Origin of the sequence: Streptomyces manipurensis, assembly GCF_049570255.1 — a bacterium.
Lineage (GTDB): Bacteria > Actinomycetota > Actinomycetes > Streptomycetales > Streptomycetaceae > Streptomyces > Streptomyces manipurensis.
Genome location: NZ_CP186950.1, coordinates 5,581,030 through 5,595,106 on the forward strand (window position 1 = coordinate 5,581,030; position 14,077 = coordinate 5,595,106).

The 14,077-nt window shown below is 70.6% G+C and carries 19 protein-coding genes; 4 read left to right on the forward strand and 15 right to left on the reverse strand.

Annotated features, from left to right (window positions below):
- The first annotated feature begins 13 nt into the window (after positions 1-13).
- Both ACPU2J_RS25730 and ACPU2J_RS25735 read left to right on the forward strand, forming a co-directional pair.
- On the forward strand, positions 14-508 hold the full coding sequence (locus ACPU2J_RS25730; protein WP_423834073.1) for a DUF3995 domain-containing protein: 495 nt from the start codon (positions 14-16) through the stop codon (positions 506-508).
- Positions 509-564: 56 nt separating this feature from the next.
- Positions 565-1,959, forward strand: coding sequence for an NB-ARC domain-containing protein (locus ACPU2J_RS25735; RefSeq protein ID WP_423834074.1), 1,395 nt, complete (start codon positions 565-567; stop codon positions 1,957-1,959).
- On the opposite strand, the gene ACPU2J_RS25740 is transcribed toward ACPU2J_RS25735, so the two are convergent.
- The 15 genes from ACPU2J_RS25740 to ACPU2J_RS25810 are packed head-to-tail and all read right to left on the reverse strand — an operon-like array spanning position 1,877 to position 12,422.
- Positions 1,877-2,458 (reverse strand): 3-hydroxyacyl-ACP dehydratase FabZ family protein, encoded by a 582-nt coding sequence (locus ACPU2J_RS25740; RefSeq protein ID WP_423834075.1) that lies wholly within the window; start codon positions 2,456-2,458, stop codon positions 1,877-1,879. The two genes, ACPU2J_RS25735 and ACPU2J_RS25740, sit on opposite strands and share 83 nt — an antisense overlap.
- Positions 2,455-2,904: a hypothetical protein gene (locus ACPU2J_RS25745; protein WP_423834076.1), complete on the reverse strand. Its 450-nt coding sequence runs from the start codon at positions 2,902-2,904 to the stop codon at positions 2,455-2,457. The genes ACPU2J_RS25740 and ACPU2J_RS25745 overlap by 4 nt, the downstream gene beginning before the upstream one ends.
- The gene (locus ACPU2J_RS25750) at positions 2,901-3,284 is read right to left on the reverse strand and encodes a hypothetical protein (RefSeq protein WP_423834077.1); all 384 of its coding nucleotides are present in this window, start codon (positions 3,282-3,284) and stop codon (positions 2,901-2,903) included. Before ACPU2J_RS25750 ends, ACPU2J_RS25745 begins: the two co-directional genes overlap by 4 nt.
- The gene (locus ACPU2J_RS25755) at positions 3,285-3,710 is read right to left on the reverse strand and encodes a hypothetical protein (RefSeq protein WP_423834078.1); all 426 of its coding nucleotides are present in this window, start codon (positions 3,708-3,710) and stop codon (positions 3,285-3,287) included.
- Positions 3,701-4,036: a hypothetical protein gene (locus ACPU2J_RS25760; RefSeq protein WP_423834079.1), complete on the reverse strand. Its 336-nt coding sequence runs from the start codon at positions 4,034-4,036 to the stop codon at positions 3,701-3,703. The genes ACPU2J_RS25755 and ACPU2J_RS25760 overlap by 10 nt, the downstream gene beginning before the upstream one ends.
- The gene (locus tag ACPU2J_RS25765) at positions 4,033-4,293 is read right to left on the reverse strand and encodes an acyl carrier protein (protein WP_423834080.1); all 261 of its coding nucleotides are present in this window, start codon (positions 4,291-4,293) and stop codon (positions 4,033-4,035) included. The genes ACPU2J_RS25760 and ACPU2J_RS25765 overlap by 4 nt, the downstream gene beginning before the upstream one ends.
- A 40-nt stretch (positions 4,294-4,333) precedes the next feature.
- On the reverse strand, positions 4,334-5,050 hold the full coding sequence (locus tag ACPU2J_RS25770; protein ID WP_423834082.1) for a 2-hydroxychromene-2-carboxylate isomerase: 717 nt from the start codon (positions 5,048-5,050) through the stop codon (positions 4,334-4,336).
- A 28-nt stretch (positions 5,051-5,078) separates the two neighbouring features.
- A complete protein-coding gene (gene fabG, locus ACPU2J_RS25775) occupies positions 5,079-5,825 on the reverse strand; it encodes a 3-oxoacyl-ACP reductase FabG (protein WP_423834083.1) in 747 nt (248 codons plus the stop codon).
- On the reverse strand, positions 5,818-6,879 hold the full coding sequence (locus tag ACPU2J_RS25780) for a beta-ketoacyl synthase N-terminal-like domain-containing protein (protein ID WP_423834084.1): 1,062 nt from the start codon (positions 6,877-6,879) through the stop codon (positions 5,818-5,820). Before ACPU2J_RS25780 ends, fabG begins: the two co-directional genes overlap by 8 nt.
- On the reverse strand, positions 6,876-7,883 hold the full coding sequence (locus ACPU2J_RS25785) for a hypothetical protein (RefSeq protein ID WP_399820538.1): 1,008 nt from the start codon (positions 7,881-7,883) through the stop codon (positions 6,876-6,878). The genes ACPU2J_RS25780 and ACPU2J_RS25785 overlap by 4 nt, the downstream gene beginning before the upstream one ends.
- A complete protein-coding gene (locus tag ACPU2J_RS25790) occupies positions 7,883-8,755 on the reverse strand; it encodes an alpha/beta fold hydrolase (RefSeq protein ID WP_423834085.1) in 873 nt (290 codons plus the stop codon). The genes ACPU2J_RS25785 and ACPU2J_RS25790 overlap by 1 nt, the downstream gene beginning before the upstream one ends.
- Complete coding sequence (locus tag ACPU2J_RS25795; RefSeq protein WP_423834086.1) at positions 8,752-9,750, reverse strand: beta-ketoacyl synthase N-terminal-like domain-containing protein; 999 nt, start codon at positions 9,748-9,750, stop codon at positions 8,752-8,754. The genes ACPU2J_RS25790 and ACPU2J_RS25795 overlap by 4 nt, the downstream gene beginning before the upstream one ends.
- Positions 9,747-10,889, reverse strand: a complete 1,143-nt coding sequence (locus ACPU2J_RS25800; protein WP_423834087.1) for a beta-ketoacyl-[acyl-carrier-protein] synthase family protein — start codon at positions 10,887-10,889, stop codon at positions 9,747-9,749. Before ACPU2J_RS25800 ends, ACPU2J_RS25795 begins: the two co-directional genes overlap by 4 nt.
- Complete coding sequence (locus tag ACPU2J_RS25805; RefSeq protein WP_399820530.1) at positions 10,886-12,112, reverse strand: beta-ketoacyl-[acyl-carrier-protein] synthase family protein; 1,227 nt, start codon at positions 12,110-12,112, stop codon at positions 10,886-10,888. Before ACPU2J_RS25805 ends, ACPU2J_RS25800 begins: the two co-directional genes overlap by 4 nt.
- A gap of 25 nt (positions 12,113-12,137) precedes the next feature.
- Complete coding sequence (locus tag ACPU2J_RS25810; protein ID WP_423834088.1) at positions 12,138-12,422, reverse strand: acyl carrier protein; 285 nt, start codon at positions 12,420-12,422, stop codon at positions 12,138-12,140.
- 193 nt (positions 12,423-12,615) lie between these two features.
- Between ACPU2J_RS25810 and ACPU2J_RS25815 the strand changes: the two genes are divergently transcribed.
- Positions 12,616-13,374, forward strand: coding sequence for a phenylalanine 4-monooxygenase (locus ACPU2J_RS25815; RefSeq protein ID WP_423834089.1), 759 nt, complete (start codon positions 12,616-12,618; stop codon positions 13,372-13,374).
- 39 nt (positions 13,375-13,413) lie between these two features.
- Positions 13,414-14,076 (forward strand): O-methyltransferase, encoded by a 663-nt coding sequence (locus tag ACPU2J_RS25820; RefSeq protein WP_399820522.1) that lies wholly within the window; start codon positions 13,414-13,416, stop codon positions 14,074-14,076.
- Position 14,077: the final 1 nt, after the last annotated feature.

Genomic DNA, 14,077 nt, shown 5'->3' on the forward strand with positions numbered 1-14,077 from the left:
CGGGGGTCTGGGATTGCGTTTCGGGTGGCTACGTCGTCATGGGTATCTCGCTGCCGGCTGGGCGGCGGCCTTCGCCCTTCTGCATTTCTTCTGGGCCCTCGGTGGTGAAGCAGGGCTGGACGTCTCGTCCGGTGAGCAGCTCGCGTCCGAGCGTCCGGCCTGGTTCGTGGCCGGAGGGCTCTGGGGTGTGGGCTTCCTGTGCCTGATCGGCTCCGCGGTCGCCATGGGGCTGCAGCGGCGGGGTGTGCACGGCCGCCGGTGGCGCATGCTCCGGTTGCTGGGGCGGGCGATCTGCCTCCTGCTGCTGGTCCGGGGCATCCTCGTCGAGGTGCTCCTCATCGCCGGCGTTTCGGCCGTGGGTGAGGTCAGCGCCGCTCAGAAATTCTGGACGCTCGCGGTGTGGAACCCTTGGTTCATTCTCGGCGGAGTGCTATTCGGGTTGGCGGCGAGGAGCTCCGGCAGCGACATGTCGGACCGTGCGAGAGCGGGATCAGTGGCCGGCCAATGAGCGGGCCAGGCGAGAACTGTTAAACATTTGACAATTTACGGGGGTGATTGTCGAGGATGGAACCTTTCGATGCTTCGGAATTCGTGCAGCAACTGCGAGAACTAAGGCTGAATGTCGGACAGCCTTCCATGCGGCGTCTGCAGCAGTTGGGAGGAAAGGTCAGAGCATCCAATGGAGACGAGGTCGACGCTCTGCCGCGCAGTACGGTTTCGACGATTCTGCGTGGTGACAAACTGCCGCGATCGGAATTCGTCTCGTCCTTCGTGACGGCGTGCCTGGTGTACGCCGGACAGCCGCCGGAGAAGGTGGTGGAGACCACCGAGCGGTGGCTCGGCCGCTGGAAGGCGCTCTACGCGGCAGGGGCGAGGGAAGGCTCCGACGGGAGGGCCGCTCAGGACGATTCGGTCACCGAGGGGTCGAAGGAGCGGAGCGTGCCCCGGCACCTCCCGCTCGACGTGCCGCTCCTGGCCGGCCGAGGGGCCGAGCTCACCGTTGCCGACGAGCTGTACCGTCGGCGCCCAGGGGGAGGCGTCTTCCTGGTGACGGGCTCGGTCGGGGTCGGGAAGTCCGCGTTCGCGATCCGGTGGGCGCACCGCCGGATCGACGATTTTCCGGATGGTCAGGTGTACGTCGATCTGCGCGGCTCGCACGGTCCGCTGGGCAGCCACGATGCCTTGGCCGTGCTGCTCGGAAGTCTGGGTGTGCACGAGGGGGACTGCCCGGCGGATCCGTTGCGACGGGTGGAGCGGTACCGGTCGTTGATCGCCGAGCGCCGCATGCTCGTCGTCCTCGACAACGCTTCCGACGCCGAGCAGGTCCGCCCGCTGCTGGCCACCGGCGAACACTGCCGGACCGTCGTCACCAGCCGCAACCGGATGTCCGGGTTGGTGGCCCGAGAAGCCGCGCAGCGGCTGGTCCTGGACGTGCTCACCCCGGAGGCGGCCTGCACCGTGCTGAGTGCCGTGGTCGACGAGGAGTACGTGGTGGACGCACGTGCCGAACTGGAGGAACTGGCCGAGCTGTGCGGTTACCTGCCGCTCGTGTTGCGGTTGGCCGCCGTGAAGTTCGTCGACCGGCCCGGGCAGGGCTTCAAGAACTTCGTCCGCACCATGCGCGACGGCAGCCAGCTCCTTTCCCTCGCACTCGACGGCGACAGCGGCAACTCCATCCGGGCCGAACTGGAGTTCTCCTACCGAAGGCTCGGCCTCGACGCGAAGCGCTACTTCCGGAAGATCGGCCATGTCGATCAGACCGGCTTCACGCTGGAGACGGGAGCGGCGCTCGCCGGCATCCCCGTCGCCGAGGCCGACCGGCTGACCGCGCAGCTGGAGTCGGAGCACCTCGTGGCCGAGGTCGGCGGGCGCTGGTTCACCATGCCCCGGGTGCTCCAGGCCTTCGCCCGGGCGATGGAATGCCAGGCGGGTGAGGCCCGCACCCTGGCGGTGGCGTGACGAAGGGGGCTGCGGCGTACGCCGCAGCCCCACCGGTCACCACGCCGACCGGACGTGCCACGGCGATCAGGGATCCGACGGTGAGCAGTACCTGATCGCCGACCAGGCTCTCACCGGTCATGAACGCGTTTCCCTCCACCAGCCGTTCCACCCGTACGCGGTGCCGGATCACGTCGCCGGGGAACGCGGAACCGGTGAACGCGCAGTTCCGCAGCCGGCCGACCATCGGCAGGCTGTCCCCTTCTGCGTCCGGGCCGTGACTGCCGAGCCACAGCAGCGCCGCGGACTGCCCGAAGGACTCCAGGATCATGGACCGGGGATAGGCGTACCGTTCGGCCGGGAGGTCCTCGGCCATGCCCTGGAAGCACGGCTCGCTGCCGGTCACTGCCTTGGTGGTGCCGATGGTCCTGCCACGGTCGAAGTCGGTGACGCGGTCCACCAGCACCATCGGGTGCCGGACCGGAAGGAGGGCGAGGAGCTGCCCGTACCCTGACTTCACGAGGTGCCTCCCCGAACGAGTTCGACGGTCATCTTCGCGACCTGCTCGCCGTCGGCGCGGCGGCAGTCGAGTGCGGCCCGCAGGACGCCCGGACGTCCGGGCGACACCCGTATCCTCAGACGGAGTTCGTCGCCCTCGAGCATCGGCCTGAGCACCCGTGCCGAGTCGAGCGTCCCCAGTTCGAGCCAGTCCTCTCCAGGGCCGCCCGGGCCGAGGTGTCCGGCGAGCGACGGGGAACGGCGGAGCTCGGTGCCGACCGCCTGCCGGATGCCGTCGAGGAGGAATATCGCCGGATAGAGGGTGACCCCCGGGAAGTGGCCGGCGAGGTAGGGATCGGTGGACCGCACCACCTTGACCGCCTCGATCAGCAGCCCGTCCGCCTCGGCGCGGGCCGTGCTCCGGTCGGCCCCGTCGAGCGGCCGGGCGTAGCCGCGCCGCCCGTTCACAGGAACCACACTCCGGCGTAGTCCCCCCAGCGAGCGGTGAGTCGAGAGGTGTCCATCCTGGTGACTCCGGGGAGCAGGGGAGCGTGGTCCAGGCCGAGGGCCGTCAGCCCGGGCCCGTCGACATAGACGGCCGTTCCCCTGTCCACCAGAGTACCGATGGATCGCCGCGGATCCGCGAGGGTGCTCAGCACCGTGGGCCCCACTCTGACCTCGGGCGGCGGATGGGCGCCGGCCAGCGCGGCGGTCACGCCGGTCCCGCGCAACACCACGTCCATGCCCCCGAGCTGCTCACCGAGCATCTCGACCCCGTAGAGCGCGTCGAAGAACTGCGCCTCCACGCTGCCGCGGTAGCCGCGGTCGATGACGACCAGGTAGGCCATCTACGCACCTCCGATGTAGACGGTCCGGTCGGCCGCGGCGATCGTCGCGGCCAGCCGGGCGTCGGAGCGCAGCCGGACCTCGGCGATGTGGTCCCGGGCTCCGCGCTCCGCGCTGCAGGCCGTGCAGACGATCCAGCTGAACCGGCCCTTGTACGCCGTGAGCAGGCCCCGGATCAGAGCGCCGGCCGTCGGCGCCGGTCTCGCCGGGTCGCGCAGGTCCGCGGGTTTGGTGTCGCCCAGCGAAGCCTGGGTCAGCATGGTGTTGTAGCCGCACGCCCACACCCTGATGGTGCGCTCCCGGTCGAGAACGGCCTGGGCCAGCCGGAGCACGCTGGTGAGGGTGTCGTTCGCGTGGGGCGGTGCGGTGAGGACGACCAGGACGTCCCAGGTGCGGCGTTCGACGATGGCGGCCATGGTCAGTGCCACACCACCCGGGTGCCGGGCTCCAGCAGCCAGTCCGCCAGGTCGCCCATGCCGGTGGTGCGGACCCCGGGAGTCAGCGGTGCGTGGTGCAGTGCCCGGTGGGTGAGGGTGAACTCGTCGATCCAGGCCTGCCCGCCGGCGTCGAGGAACCGCGGCAGTCCGGCGCTCGCTCCGCGGATCCCGAGTGCGACGCCGTCCGCGGCGAGGAACAGGCACACCCGCTCACCGGCGTCGGCGAGCCCCGCGGCGTCGGCGAGGAAGCGCTCCGCCCTGTCGCCGGACTGGGTCTCGACGAGCAGGTACTGCCCGGTCGGGCGGGTCTGGGTCACGCCGCCGACCTCCGCAGTTTCCCCAGCAGCAGCGCGGAGATGTCGGACATGGTCCGTACGTCTCCGATCTCATGCGATTCGATCTTCACCTGGTAGTGCCGCTCCAGCGTCACGGCCAGTTCCAGGGCCAGGAGGGAATCGACGCCGAGGTCGCGGACGAAGTCGATCTCCGGCGTGATCGACTCGGCGTCGACCTCCAGGACGTCGGCGATCATCTCGCGCAGCTCTTCGGGATCGAAGGTGGTTTCGGCGGTCATGGGAATCCTTCCGTTGTTCGTTTCGGCGGCGGCCGCGGCGTCAGCCGCAGCCGCCCGCGTGGCCTGCGTCCCCGCCGGCCGGTACCGGCTCGGGCAGCAGGCCCGCTTCGTCCAGCCAGGTGAGTTCGGTGTCCGGACCCGGCTCCTGGCCGCGGACCTTCGCGACATAGGCGCGCAGCCGGTCGGCTCCGAAGAACTTGTCGTGCCCGTGGATGAAGAAGGGAACGCCGAAGAGTCCGTCCTTGTACGAGCGGGTCAGCGCCTCGGCCCCCCGGCGCCGCAGCTCCGGATCGTCCGGGGCGTCGGCCACCAGGACGGGATCCAGGCCGAGTTCGACGGCGAGTTCGGCGATGACGGCCCGGTCGGTGATGTCCCGGCTCTGCTGCCAGCGGGCGCGGTAGGCCAGTGCCACGTACTCCCGGCCCAGGCCGGCGTCCGCGGCCGCCAGGTAGCCGAGGTGGGAGTTCTCCCAGTTCGGGTCGCGGTCCACCGGCCAGGTGACGGAGAGCCCGCGGGCCTCGGCGAGTCGCCGGGCGTCCTGGAGGATGTAGAAGTTCTTCGCGCGGGACATCTCCACGATCGGCAGCCGGACGCCGTCGTCCTCCAGCAGCGACTGGGTCCGGCCGTCCGGTTCCCAGAAGGGGATCCACTCGATCGAGTCCGCCACGTCTGGGTAGCGGTCCATCAGGTCGCGGTAGGCGAACCACGAATACGGGCTGCGGAGCGAGAAGTACCAGCGGGGTGCTTTCCGGGCCATGCCGGGTGACTCCTTTCCTGCGGGGCACTCAGAGCGAGATGCCACCGTCGATCTCGAGTACGGTGCCGGTGATGAAGGCCGCACGGGGGGAGACCAGGAACGACACCAGGTCCGCGACCTCCTCGGCCCGGCCCGTCCGGCGCAACGCCGTCCTCCCGACGGCATCCTGGACGGCGGCTTCGGGGAGGACGGCTGTCATGTCGGTGTCGATGAACCCGGGGGCGACCACGTTCGCCCGGATCCCGTACGGACCTGCTTCCTTGGCCAGGGACCGGGTGAACCCGATGATTCCGGCCTTGGCGGCCGCGTAGTTGGTCTGCCGGGCGTGGCCCTGCACGCCCGCGACCGAGGACAGGTTGACGATGACCCCGGACCGGCTCTTCATCATCTCGAAGATCGCGGAGCGGCAGACGTTGTACATGCCGTCGAGGTTGACGTCGAGGACGGTGTGCCAGTCCTCGTCCGCCATCAGCGCCAGGGCGCTGTCCCTGGTCACACCCGCGGAGGTCACCACGGCGCCGATCGGACCGAGTCCGTCCTCCGTGCCGCGCACCCAGGCGCGTACGGCAGCGGCGTCGGTCACGTCGACCCGGGTGGCGACCGCGCGCCTCCCCAGCTCTGCGATCTCCTTCTCCAGCTCACGGGCCGGCTGCTCGCCGCTGACGTAGCAGAATGCGACGTCGTAGCCGTCCTGGGCCAAGCGGCGTACGACCGCCCGGCCGATGCCGCGTGACCCGCCGCTCACCAGCGCGACCGGTGACGGATTGTCAGACATAGTGGCTCCCTCGGTCCTTCGCGATGCGGAAAAGGGCACAGCCGAGCACGTTGTCGCGATCGGCCGACAGAACGGCCGCCACGCGTCCGCGCGCAGTGGGGTCGCGTTCTGCCGCGGCCAGTACGGACGCGATCTGGAAGGGGGCCGCCGCGGCGCCGGCGTCTCCCCAGACTTCCGCACCGGGCAGGGGCAGCGGGGTGTGCCCGTCGAGACGGACTTCGGCCTGCCCGACCGCGGGCGACACGGCCCACAGGTCGGCCGCCGTGACCCCGGCCCGCGCCATGGTTCGGGAGAGGCAGTTCGCCAGCGCGCCGTCCGGACCGTCCTCGCGGAAGACCCCGAGGGTGACGCCGATGACCTCGGCGAGCACCGGCCGGTCGGGGGGCGCGGCGGGTTCCAGCAGCAGCAGTGAGCAGCCCTCGCCCAGCACGGTCGGCCGGTCCCGATCGCCGACCAGGTGTTCCAACCAGCCTCGGTCCTGCGTGAGTTCCTCCGCACCGCCGCAGAGCACCGAGCGCGCGTGGCCGGACGAGAGCAGCCGTAGGGAGTAGCGCAGCGCGAACAGCCCGGCGACCCTGCCGCCCGCGACGGTCGTGTTGGGACCCTTGAGACCGTGCCGAATGGCGCACTGCGCGGCGGGGCTGTTCATGATGGCGTTGGGGATCCGCGGGGTGTCGATGTGGAACGGCATCGAGCGTGTGTGCGTGTCCCGGGTGATGTCCATCATGCTCGTGCTGCTGCCGGCGGTGGTGCCGAGCACGAGCGCCGCCCGTTCACCGGTCGCGACCTCGCGATGGCGGCTGTCGGCACCGAGCAGCTCGTCGGCAGCGGCCGCGGCCAGGGCCGAGACCCGGTCCATGGACCGGGTGCCCTTGCGCCCCAGCACCTCCGCGGTGACGAAGTCCGGCACCGGTGCGACCCGCTGTCGCGGGACTGGCCAGTCCTCGGGCCGGGAGACCGCGGACCTGCCCGCCGCCACGCCGGCCACGAAGGCCCCCCGGCCGAGGCCGTAGGGCGACACCGCGGACCAGGAGGTGATGACGGGGGCCGTCACGACTCCTCACCGGACAGGCCCTTGAGGGCGCGGTCGATCCGGTCGTCCCAGGTGACCACCCGTGCCTGGTTGCCGTTCTCCACGACGCCGTAGCCGTGCGTGATCACACCCGTGGCCGTCCGGACCAGCCGGCCGTCCCGCACCACGTAGCAGTCCATGCGCGCGGTGTAGAGCAAATTCTTGAAGACGCTCTCGACCGTGTACACGGTGTAGAGGTCCTCTTCGAGGAGGGCCTCGCCGAGTATCCGGATGCTGGAGTGCGTGACCGCCGGGATCCAGTTCCGTTCGGCGAGCTGCGCCCCGATGGAGATGCCGCGGGCGTCGACGAAACGGTGCTTGGCCTCCTCCATCTGCCGCAGATAGGCCGACATGTGCATCCGGCTGAAGAAGTGCACGTACGGATAGGGGATGCGGAACTTCCAGGCGTGGCCGTTGCGGCCGGCCAGGAGCTGGTCCAGCACGGGGTCCCGGTCGGTGGAGCCGCCGGACGGCAGGTCCCCGTCCGTACTCGGGACGGCGGCGCCGGGCTCCGGGGTGCCGAGCGCGGCCACGGTGAAGCGGTCGAGTACGGCCGGAGCCGGCACTCGGCCCGGCAGCCGCCGGTCGTCCTCGTCCCTGCGCAGTACGGCCGCCGCCGAGGCCGTGACGATCCTTTTCGGCTCGCCGTCGCGGAGCACGGTGATCGCCACCTTGAACCGGAACGCCGTGTCGTCGTCGCCCGTCACCGGCCTCACCTCGAGGGTGGCCTCGTCGTCGACGAAGACCCCGCCGCGCAGCCGGGCCTCCAGCTCGACGAGGTCGAAGCCCAGCCCGTACCGCTCGTAGAGTCCGCCGACCGGCAGCCCCTGCTTCCGGAAGTGCTCGATGACCGCTTTCTCGACGAGGTAGTTGACGTGCTTGAAGCCGATGTACGTGCCGATGTTCGCGCCCTCGTACCCGGGTGTGAGGGAGACCGTGGTGGTCTCGGTGACCACGTTCTTGACCGCGGTGTCGATGTCAGCCATCAGATTCGCTCCACTAGCGTTGAACGGGGCCGCTCCCCGGTCGTCCCGGGGACGGCCGTGATACGGCGCAGGAAATCGCCGAGCGCATCGGCGAACCGGGCCGGTTGCTCGGCCATCGGGAAGTGCCCGGACTCCTCGATCGGGTGAAGAGCCCCGGCCGGCATCCGGGCGGCCAGGTCATGCGCCTCCCGGGTCGGCGCGATGCGGTCAGCGGCGCCGGACACGACCAGCACGGGCATGCGTACGTCCGTGGTGCGCAGCCAAGGTGTGCGGAGGTACAGCTCGAAGAACCGCGACCAGCCGTAGGGGCCGATCACCTCGCACAGCCGCTCCGCCAGGGCGCGGTGCAGCTCCGGCTTCGACCGCGGCCCGGCTGCGACGCGGATGCCTTCCTCCATGGTGCGGATGAACTGCTCCGGAAGACCCGTCATGGTGCCCCAGTCGAAGTCGGCGGGCCGAGGCCGGAAGAACGGGGACACCAGCACCATTCCCCCGAGCCGGTGCCCGCTGGTTGCGGCCGCACCGCAGACCAGGTCGAGGAGGAGCATGGCGGAGAAGGAGTGCGCCACCACGACGTCGGCCGGACCCACGGTGGCCGCCAGTTCCTCCAGGGTCTCTGCGAGCCACGAAGCGCAGTCGGGGCGGTGAGCCCAGTCGGGCGGCCCGGTGCCCCGCCAGGGCAGCTCCGCCGTGTGGATCTCCGCTCGGCGCAGATCGGCGTGGTGCGGGACGAGAGCGAGCAGCCGCTCCCAGACGGTGCTGCTGTCGGCCATTCCGTGCAGCAGCAGTACCCGGGGTCCGGTGCCTGCGCTGATCGTGCGCTGCCGGAGCAGTACGTGCCTGATGCCGTGGGGCAGGGATGCCGGACTCACGCGTTGCCCACCCCGTTCCCCGCCGTCCGGGAGCCCGGTGCGGTCAGGACGAGTCCGGCGACGGCGTCGTCGCCGTCCGTACCTGCCACCGCGTACACGGGGCCGCCGCCACCCGCGGCGAAGTGACCCACCGCAGCGGCGCACTGGAGGACCCCGAGTGCGCCGGAGGCCGGGCCCCAGCGGTGCTCCAGATCGTGCCGGAGCACGCCCGGGAGGACGTCCGCCGGTGCGCGCCGCGGCGCGAGCCAGGCACGGGGGATGCCGCCGAGGGCGGAGACGCAGCCGGTCAGTCCGCCGGTCCGGACATAGCCGCCCAGTTCGGCGAGCACCGGAGCGTCGCGCTCTGCGGCGGCGGCCGGGGACTCCAGCACCAGCGCCGCGGCGCCGTCCAGGGGGCGGTCGTGCCCGGTGAGACGGCGGACGACGTCGTTCGCCGGCTCGACGCCCACCACCAGGACGTGCCGGGCGCGGCCGCCCGACAGCAGCACCGAGGCCCAGTACACCGCGTCGAGACCGGAGGTCGGGCCGTTGCACACCATCAGGTTCGGGCCGCGCAGCCCGAATCTGATCGCGATCTCCGAGGCCGTGACGTTGCTCGACAGCCGCGGCGCGTAGACCGGGCTGAGGAGCCGGGTGCCGCCGTCGGCCGCGATGGTCGTGGCGACCTCGCACACCGAGTCCAGATTGCCGAAGTTCGAGCTGACGACGACCGCGACCGACTCCGCGGGCACCTGCAGTTCGGCACCCACGGCCGGAGGGCCGCCGACGGTGGCAGTCAGCCGCGCGTCGCCGGTCATCAGTCCGGCGGCGTTCAGCGCGTCCCGTGCGGCGCAGAGCGCGAGCCGGGTCGCCTGATCCAGATGGCGCAGGCCCTTCTTGCCGATCCGTTCCGCCGGGTCGACCGGTGCCGCGCCCCCGGAGGTCCGTGTGGTGAGGTCCGTGGCGGACCGGGCCCCCGGTACCGCCAGGCCCACGCCGGTGGCGACCGCGCTCATCGTCGGCCCGCCACGAGTGCGACCGCGTTGATCCCGCCGAAGCCGAAGGCGTTGACCTGCGCCAGCGACAGGTTCGCAGGTGCTGCCTTGCCGCGTACGATCCGGAACTCACCGACCTCTTCGATGGGTTCGTCCAGACCGAGTGTCGGCGGGACCAGCCCGGCCGACATGGCGCGCAGTGCGACGATCAGGCTGTGCAGTCCGGAGGCTCCGGACGTGTGGCCGGTCATCGACTTCATTGCCGTCATCAGTGCCTTCTCCGGGGCGGGGCCGAACACCGCCCGGATGGCCCGGGCTTCGGCGTCGTCGTTGGCGTGGGTTCCGGTGCCGTGCAGCATCACCAGATCGATGTCCTCCGGTGTGACCCCGGCCCTGCGGTGTGCGTCCCGCATCGCCGCTGCGATGCTCCCGGCGTGGGGCGCGGTGGTGTGGTGAGCGTCGCAGTTGACGGCCACGCCGCGGACCCGGCCGGGGCCCGGGCGGGCGGGGTCCTCGGTGCGGCGCAGGACCACGGCCGATGCTCCTTCGCCGAGGATCGTGCCCATCCGGCCGCGGTCGAAGGGGCGTACGCGTTCCGGTGCCACGGACTGCAGCCTGTCGGCGATCCCCACCATGCTCTCGGTGACGGCATCGACGCCGGCCACGACCACGGTCTCGGCGCCGGCGGCCAGCAGGTCCGTGCCCATCGACAGGGCGTAGAGCGAAGCCGAGCAGGCGTTCGAGACGGTGTGGGTCACCGTCGCACCGAAGCGCTCCCGCAGCGCCGTGCCGAAGTGCAGCCGCGCGGCCGAGTACGGGACGTCGCCGCGGGCCCACAGCTCGACCGAGCGCAGCTCCCGCAGCCCGGTGCCGACCAGGATCGGGATGTCCCCCAGCTGCTCGGCCATTCCGGCCTCGGCCAGCGCCTGCGCGATCGCGTCGAGGAGGAAGGCGGTCGCCCGGCCCGGTACGTCGCCCTCGCCGCCACGGTCGTCGATCTCGTACAGCCGGTCACCGGTGTAGTACGAGCGCTCGAAGCCCCGCATCGGATGCAGACCGGACGTGCTCGTGCACAGTGACCGGAAGATCTCGGCCGGGGACCGGCCGATGGCGGCCACCGCGCCGGTTCCGGCGACCGGCCAGCCTGCGTGCTCGCTCAACGGGACTCCTCGTACCGGCCCAGGACCACGACCGCGTTGTTGCCCCCGAAGCCGAGACCGTTGTTCTGCACGATCCGCAGGTCGGCCTCGACCGCATGATTGGGTACGCAGTCGATCCGGCACTCCGGGTCGGTGCGGTTGTGGTTGATGGTCGGCGGTATGAATCGGTGGGTGATCGCCAGCGCGCAGGCGATCGCGGCCAGCGCGCTCGCCGCGCCCATGGTGTGACCGAGCATCGACTTGACCGACACGGTGCGCGGCGGCCGGTCGCCGTAGATCTCCCGGATCGCCTGGGACTCGGTGATGTCATTGGCCTGCGTACCGGTGCCGTGCGCCGAGACGAGGTCGACCTCGTGCGGCTTCACACCGGCGTTCTCCAGTGCGAGAGCCATCACCCGTACGACGCTGTCGCGGTCCGGGGCGACCTGGTGGTAGGCGTCGCAGTTGAGGCCGTAGCCGAGCACCTCGGCGTAGATCCGGGCCCCGCGGGCGAGCGCCGACTCCAGGTCCTCCAGGACCAGTACGCCAGCGCCCTCACCGGTGAGGATGCCCTTCCGGTCGGCATCGAAGGGGCGGCAGAGGTCGGGAGCGATGGTGCCCAGCCGGTAGAACCCGGCGAAGGTCTTGCGGCACATCGCGTCCGCGCCGCCGCACAGGGCGAAGTCGACGTCCCCGGAGCGGACCGCGTCGTAGCCGTAACCGATGGCGTAGTTCCCGGCTGCGCAGGCCGTGGGGATGGTCACCGCCTCCACGTCGGTGAGGCCGAGCTCCAGGGCCACGGCCGAGGACAACCGGGCGGCGCGGAGCCGACCCGCGACCCGCGGGTCCATGGCCCCCGGGCCGTGCGCCAGCTCTGTCTCCACCAGTTCGTCGAGGTCGCGCGATTCGCCGTCGGTGGTGCCGATGGAGATCATGCCGGGCCGCTCGCGCAGGGTCCCGAGGTCGAGACCGGCATCCGCGACGGCCATGCGTGCCGCCGACACCGAGAACCGTGTCGCGGGCCCGAGCGAGTCGACGGGAAGGTGCCGGATCCAGGCCTCCGCGTCGAACTCGCCGAGGCCGCAGCCGGTGGAATGCTCGAACCCGGCGGTGTCGAACACCGTGATCGGTCCCGCACCGCTGCGCCCGGACCGCAGGCCGGCGGTGAACTCCTCCACTCCGGTCCCGATGCTCGACAGTACTCCCAGCCCGGTCAGGACCACCCGCCTGTCAGGTGACGCCATCAGCTCCTCATTCCCTCCGCGGGGACTACTGCTTGGCCCAGCCGGCGGTTTCGGCGACGACGTCGTAGACGCCCTGAAGGTTCTTCATCCGCACGAGCTCGGTCTGGTCGATGACCACTCCGAATTCGCGCTCGAGCGAGCCGAGGATCTCGATGGCGCGCAGCGAGTCGGCGCCGTACTCCTCACTGAACAACCCTTCGGCCGTGACCTCATCCTCCTCGAACTCGAGGATTTCGCAGACGATTTCTTTGATCCTGGCGAAATTCTTGTCGACAGTCGTCGCCACAGTCGTGTCCTCTTTCTCCGGCATGCGATTTGAGCATCGGTTCAACAGGTCAGATCTCATAAGGGCGGTCTCTGTCCCGCAAGGCCGTGGACGGCACGGGACGGAACGAGACAGTCGCTCCTCGTATCCCCCTCCAGGGGCCGTGGGTTAGCGTGCACAACGGGATATGAGGGGGAGTTGTGACCCGAATTCGAGGGGATGGGTGGAACAGGACGCGATGACTGATGAATACGAGCGCCAGAAGGCCACGCGTCAGCAAGCGGCCAGGGAATGGCGGCCCGGCGAACCATTGCCAGCCGTTGCGTACACCGAAGAGGAGGACGTCCTTTGGGAGACGGTCACCGCCAAACTGGGTTCCCTGCACGAGGAAGTGGCGTGTGAGAGCTACCGGCGGGCCGCCGAGGCCGTCGTCCTGCCGCGGCAGCGGGTCCCGCAACTGGCCGAGGTCTCCTCGGTACTGACCGGACTGACCGGCTTCCATCTGAGGCCCGCGGAAGGGACCGTTCCCGCCCAGCGGTTCCTCGGGACCTTCGCGGACAGCGGTTTCTACGCGACCCAGTACCTGCGCCGGCCCGAATCGCCCTACCACTCCCCGGAACCGGACGTCCTGCACGAGCTGATCGGCCACGCCGTGATGCTGGGCGATCCCGTCTTCGCGGACCTGTACCGGCGCTTCGGTGAGGCCGCCCGGCGGGTGTCCGCCCCGGCCGCCCTGCGGGACCTGGTACAGGTCTTCTGGTTCGCCATGGAGACCGGCGTCGTGTACGAGGGCGGCCGCCCCCGGGTGTGCGGAGCGGCCCTGCTGTCCTCGGTCGCGGAGATGGAATCGCTGGACAAGGTGGAGCTGCGGACCTTCGACACCGCCGACATCGTGGCGCAGGACTTCGACGACACGGAGTGCATGCCGGTGCTTTTCGCCGCCGAGTCGGTCGACCACCTGGTCGCCGAGGTACGGCGGTTCCTGACCCGGCTGTGAGGACTCCATGCCGGCCTACATCACAAGGAGAATGAGGACATGAGGATCCAGGTCACCATCACCGAGGAACTCCAGGACTACATAGCGGACGTCTCCCTGTCCGAACCCGCGCCGTTGGGCGAGCTGCGAGAGGAGACTTCGCGGCTCGACGAGCGCAACATGCAGATCTCACCCGAGCAGGGCCAGTTCCTGTCCGTGCTGCTGCGGGCCATCGGCGCGAAGCGGACCCTCGAGGTCGGCGTCTTCACCGGCTACAGCCTGCTCCGCACGGCGCTGACCCTGCCCGCCGACGGCCGTGTCACGGCCTGCGACATCAGCGAGGAGTGGGCGAAGACCGCGCTCGGGCACTGCGAGCGGGCGGGGGTCGCCGGCAAGGTGGACCTCCGGGTCGGCGACGCCCGGGAGAGCCTGGCCGCCCTCGTCCAGGAGGAGGGCGCGGCCGGCGGCTACGACTTCGTGTTCCTGGACGCGGACAAGGAGGGCTACGAGACCTACTACGAGTACGGTCTCACCCTGCTGCGGCCGGGCGGCCTGCTGGCCGCGGACAACGTGCTGTGGTCCGGGCGGGTCGTCGACGAGTCGGCGCAGGACGACGAGACCCGCGCGCTGCGCGCCTTCAACGCGAAGCTGCGTGAGGACGACCGGGTCGACCTGTGCATGCTGCCGTTCGCCGACGGCCTCACCCTCGCCGTGAAGCGCTGAC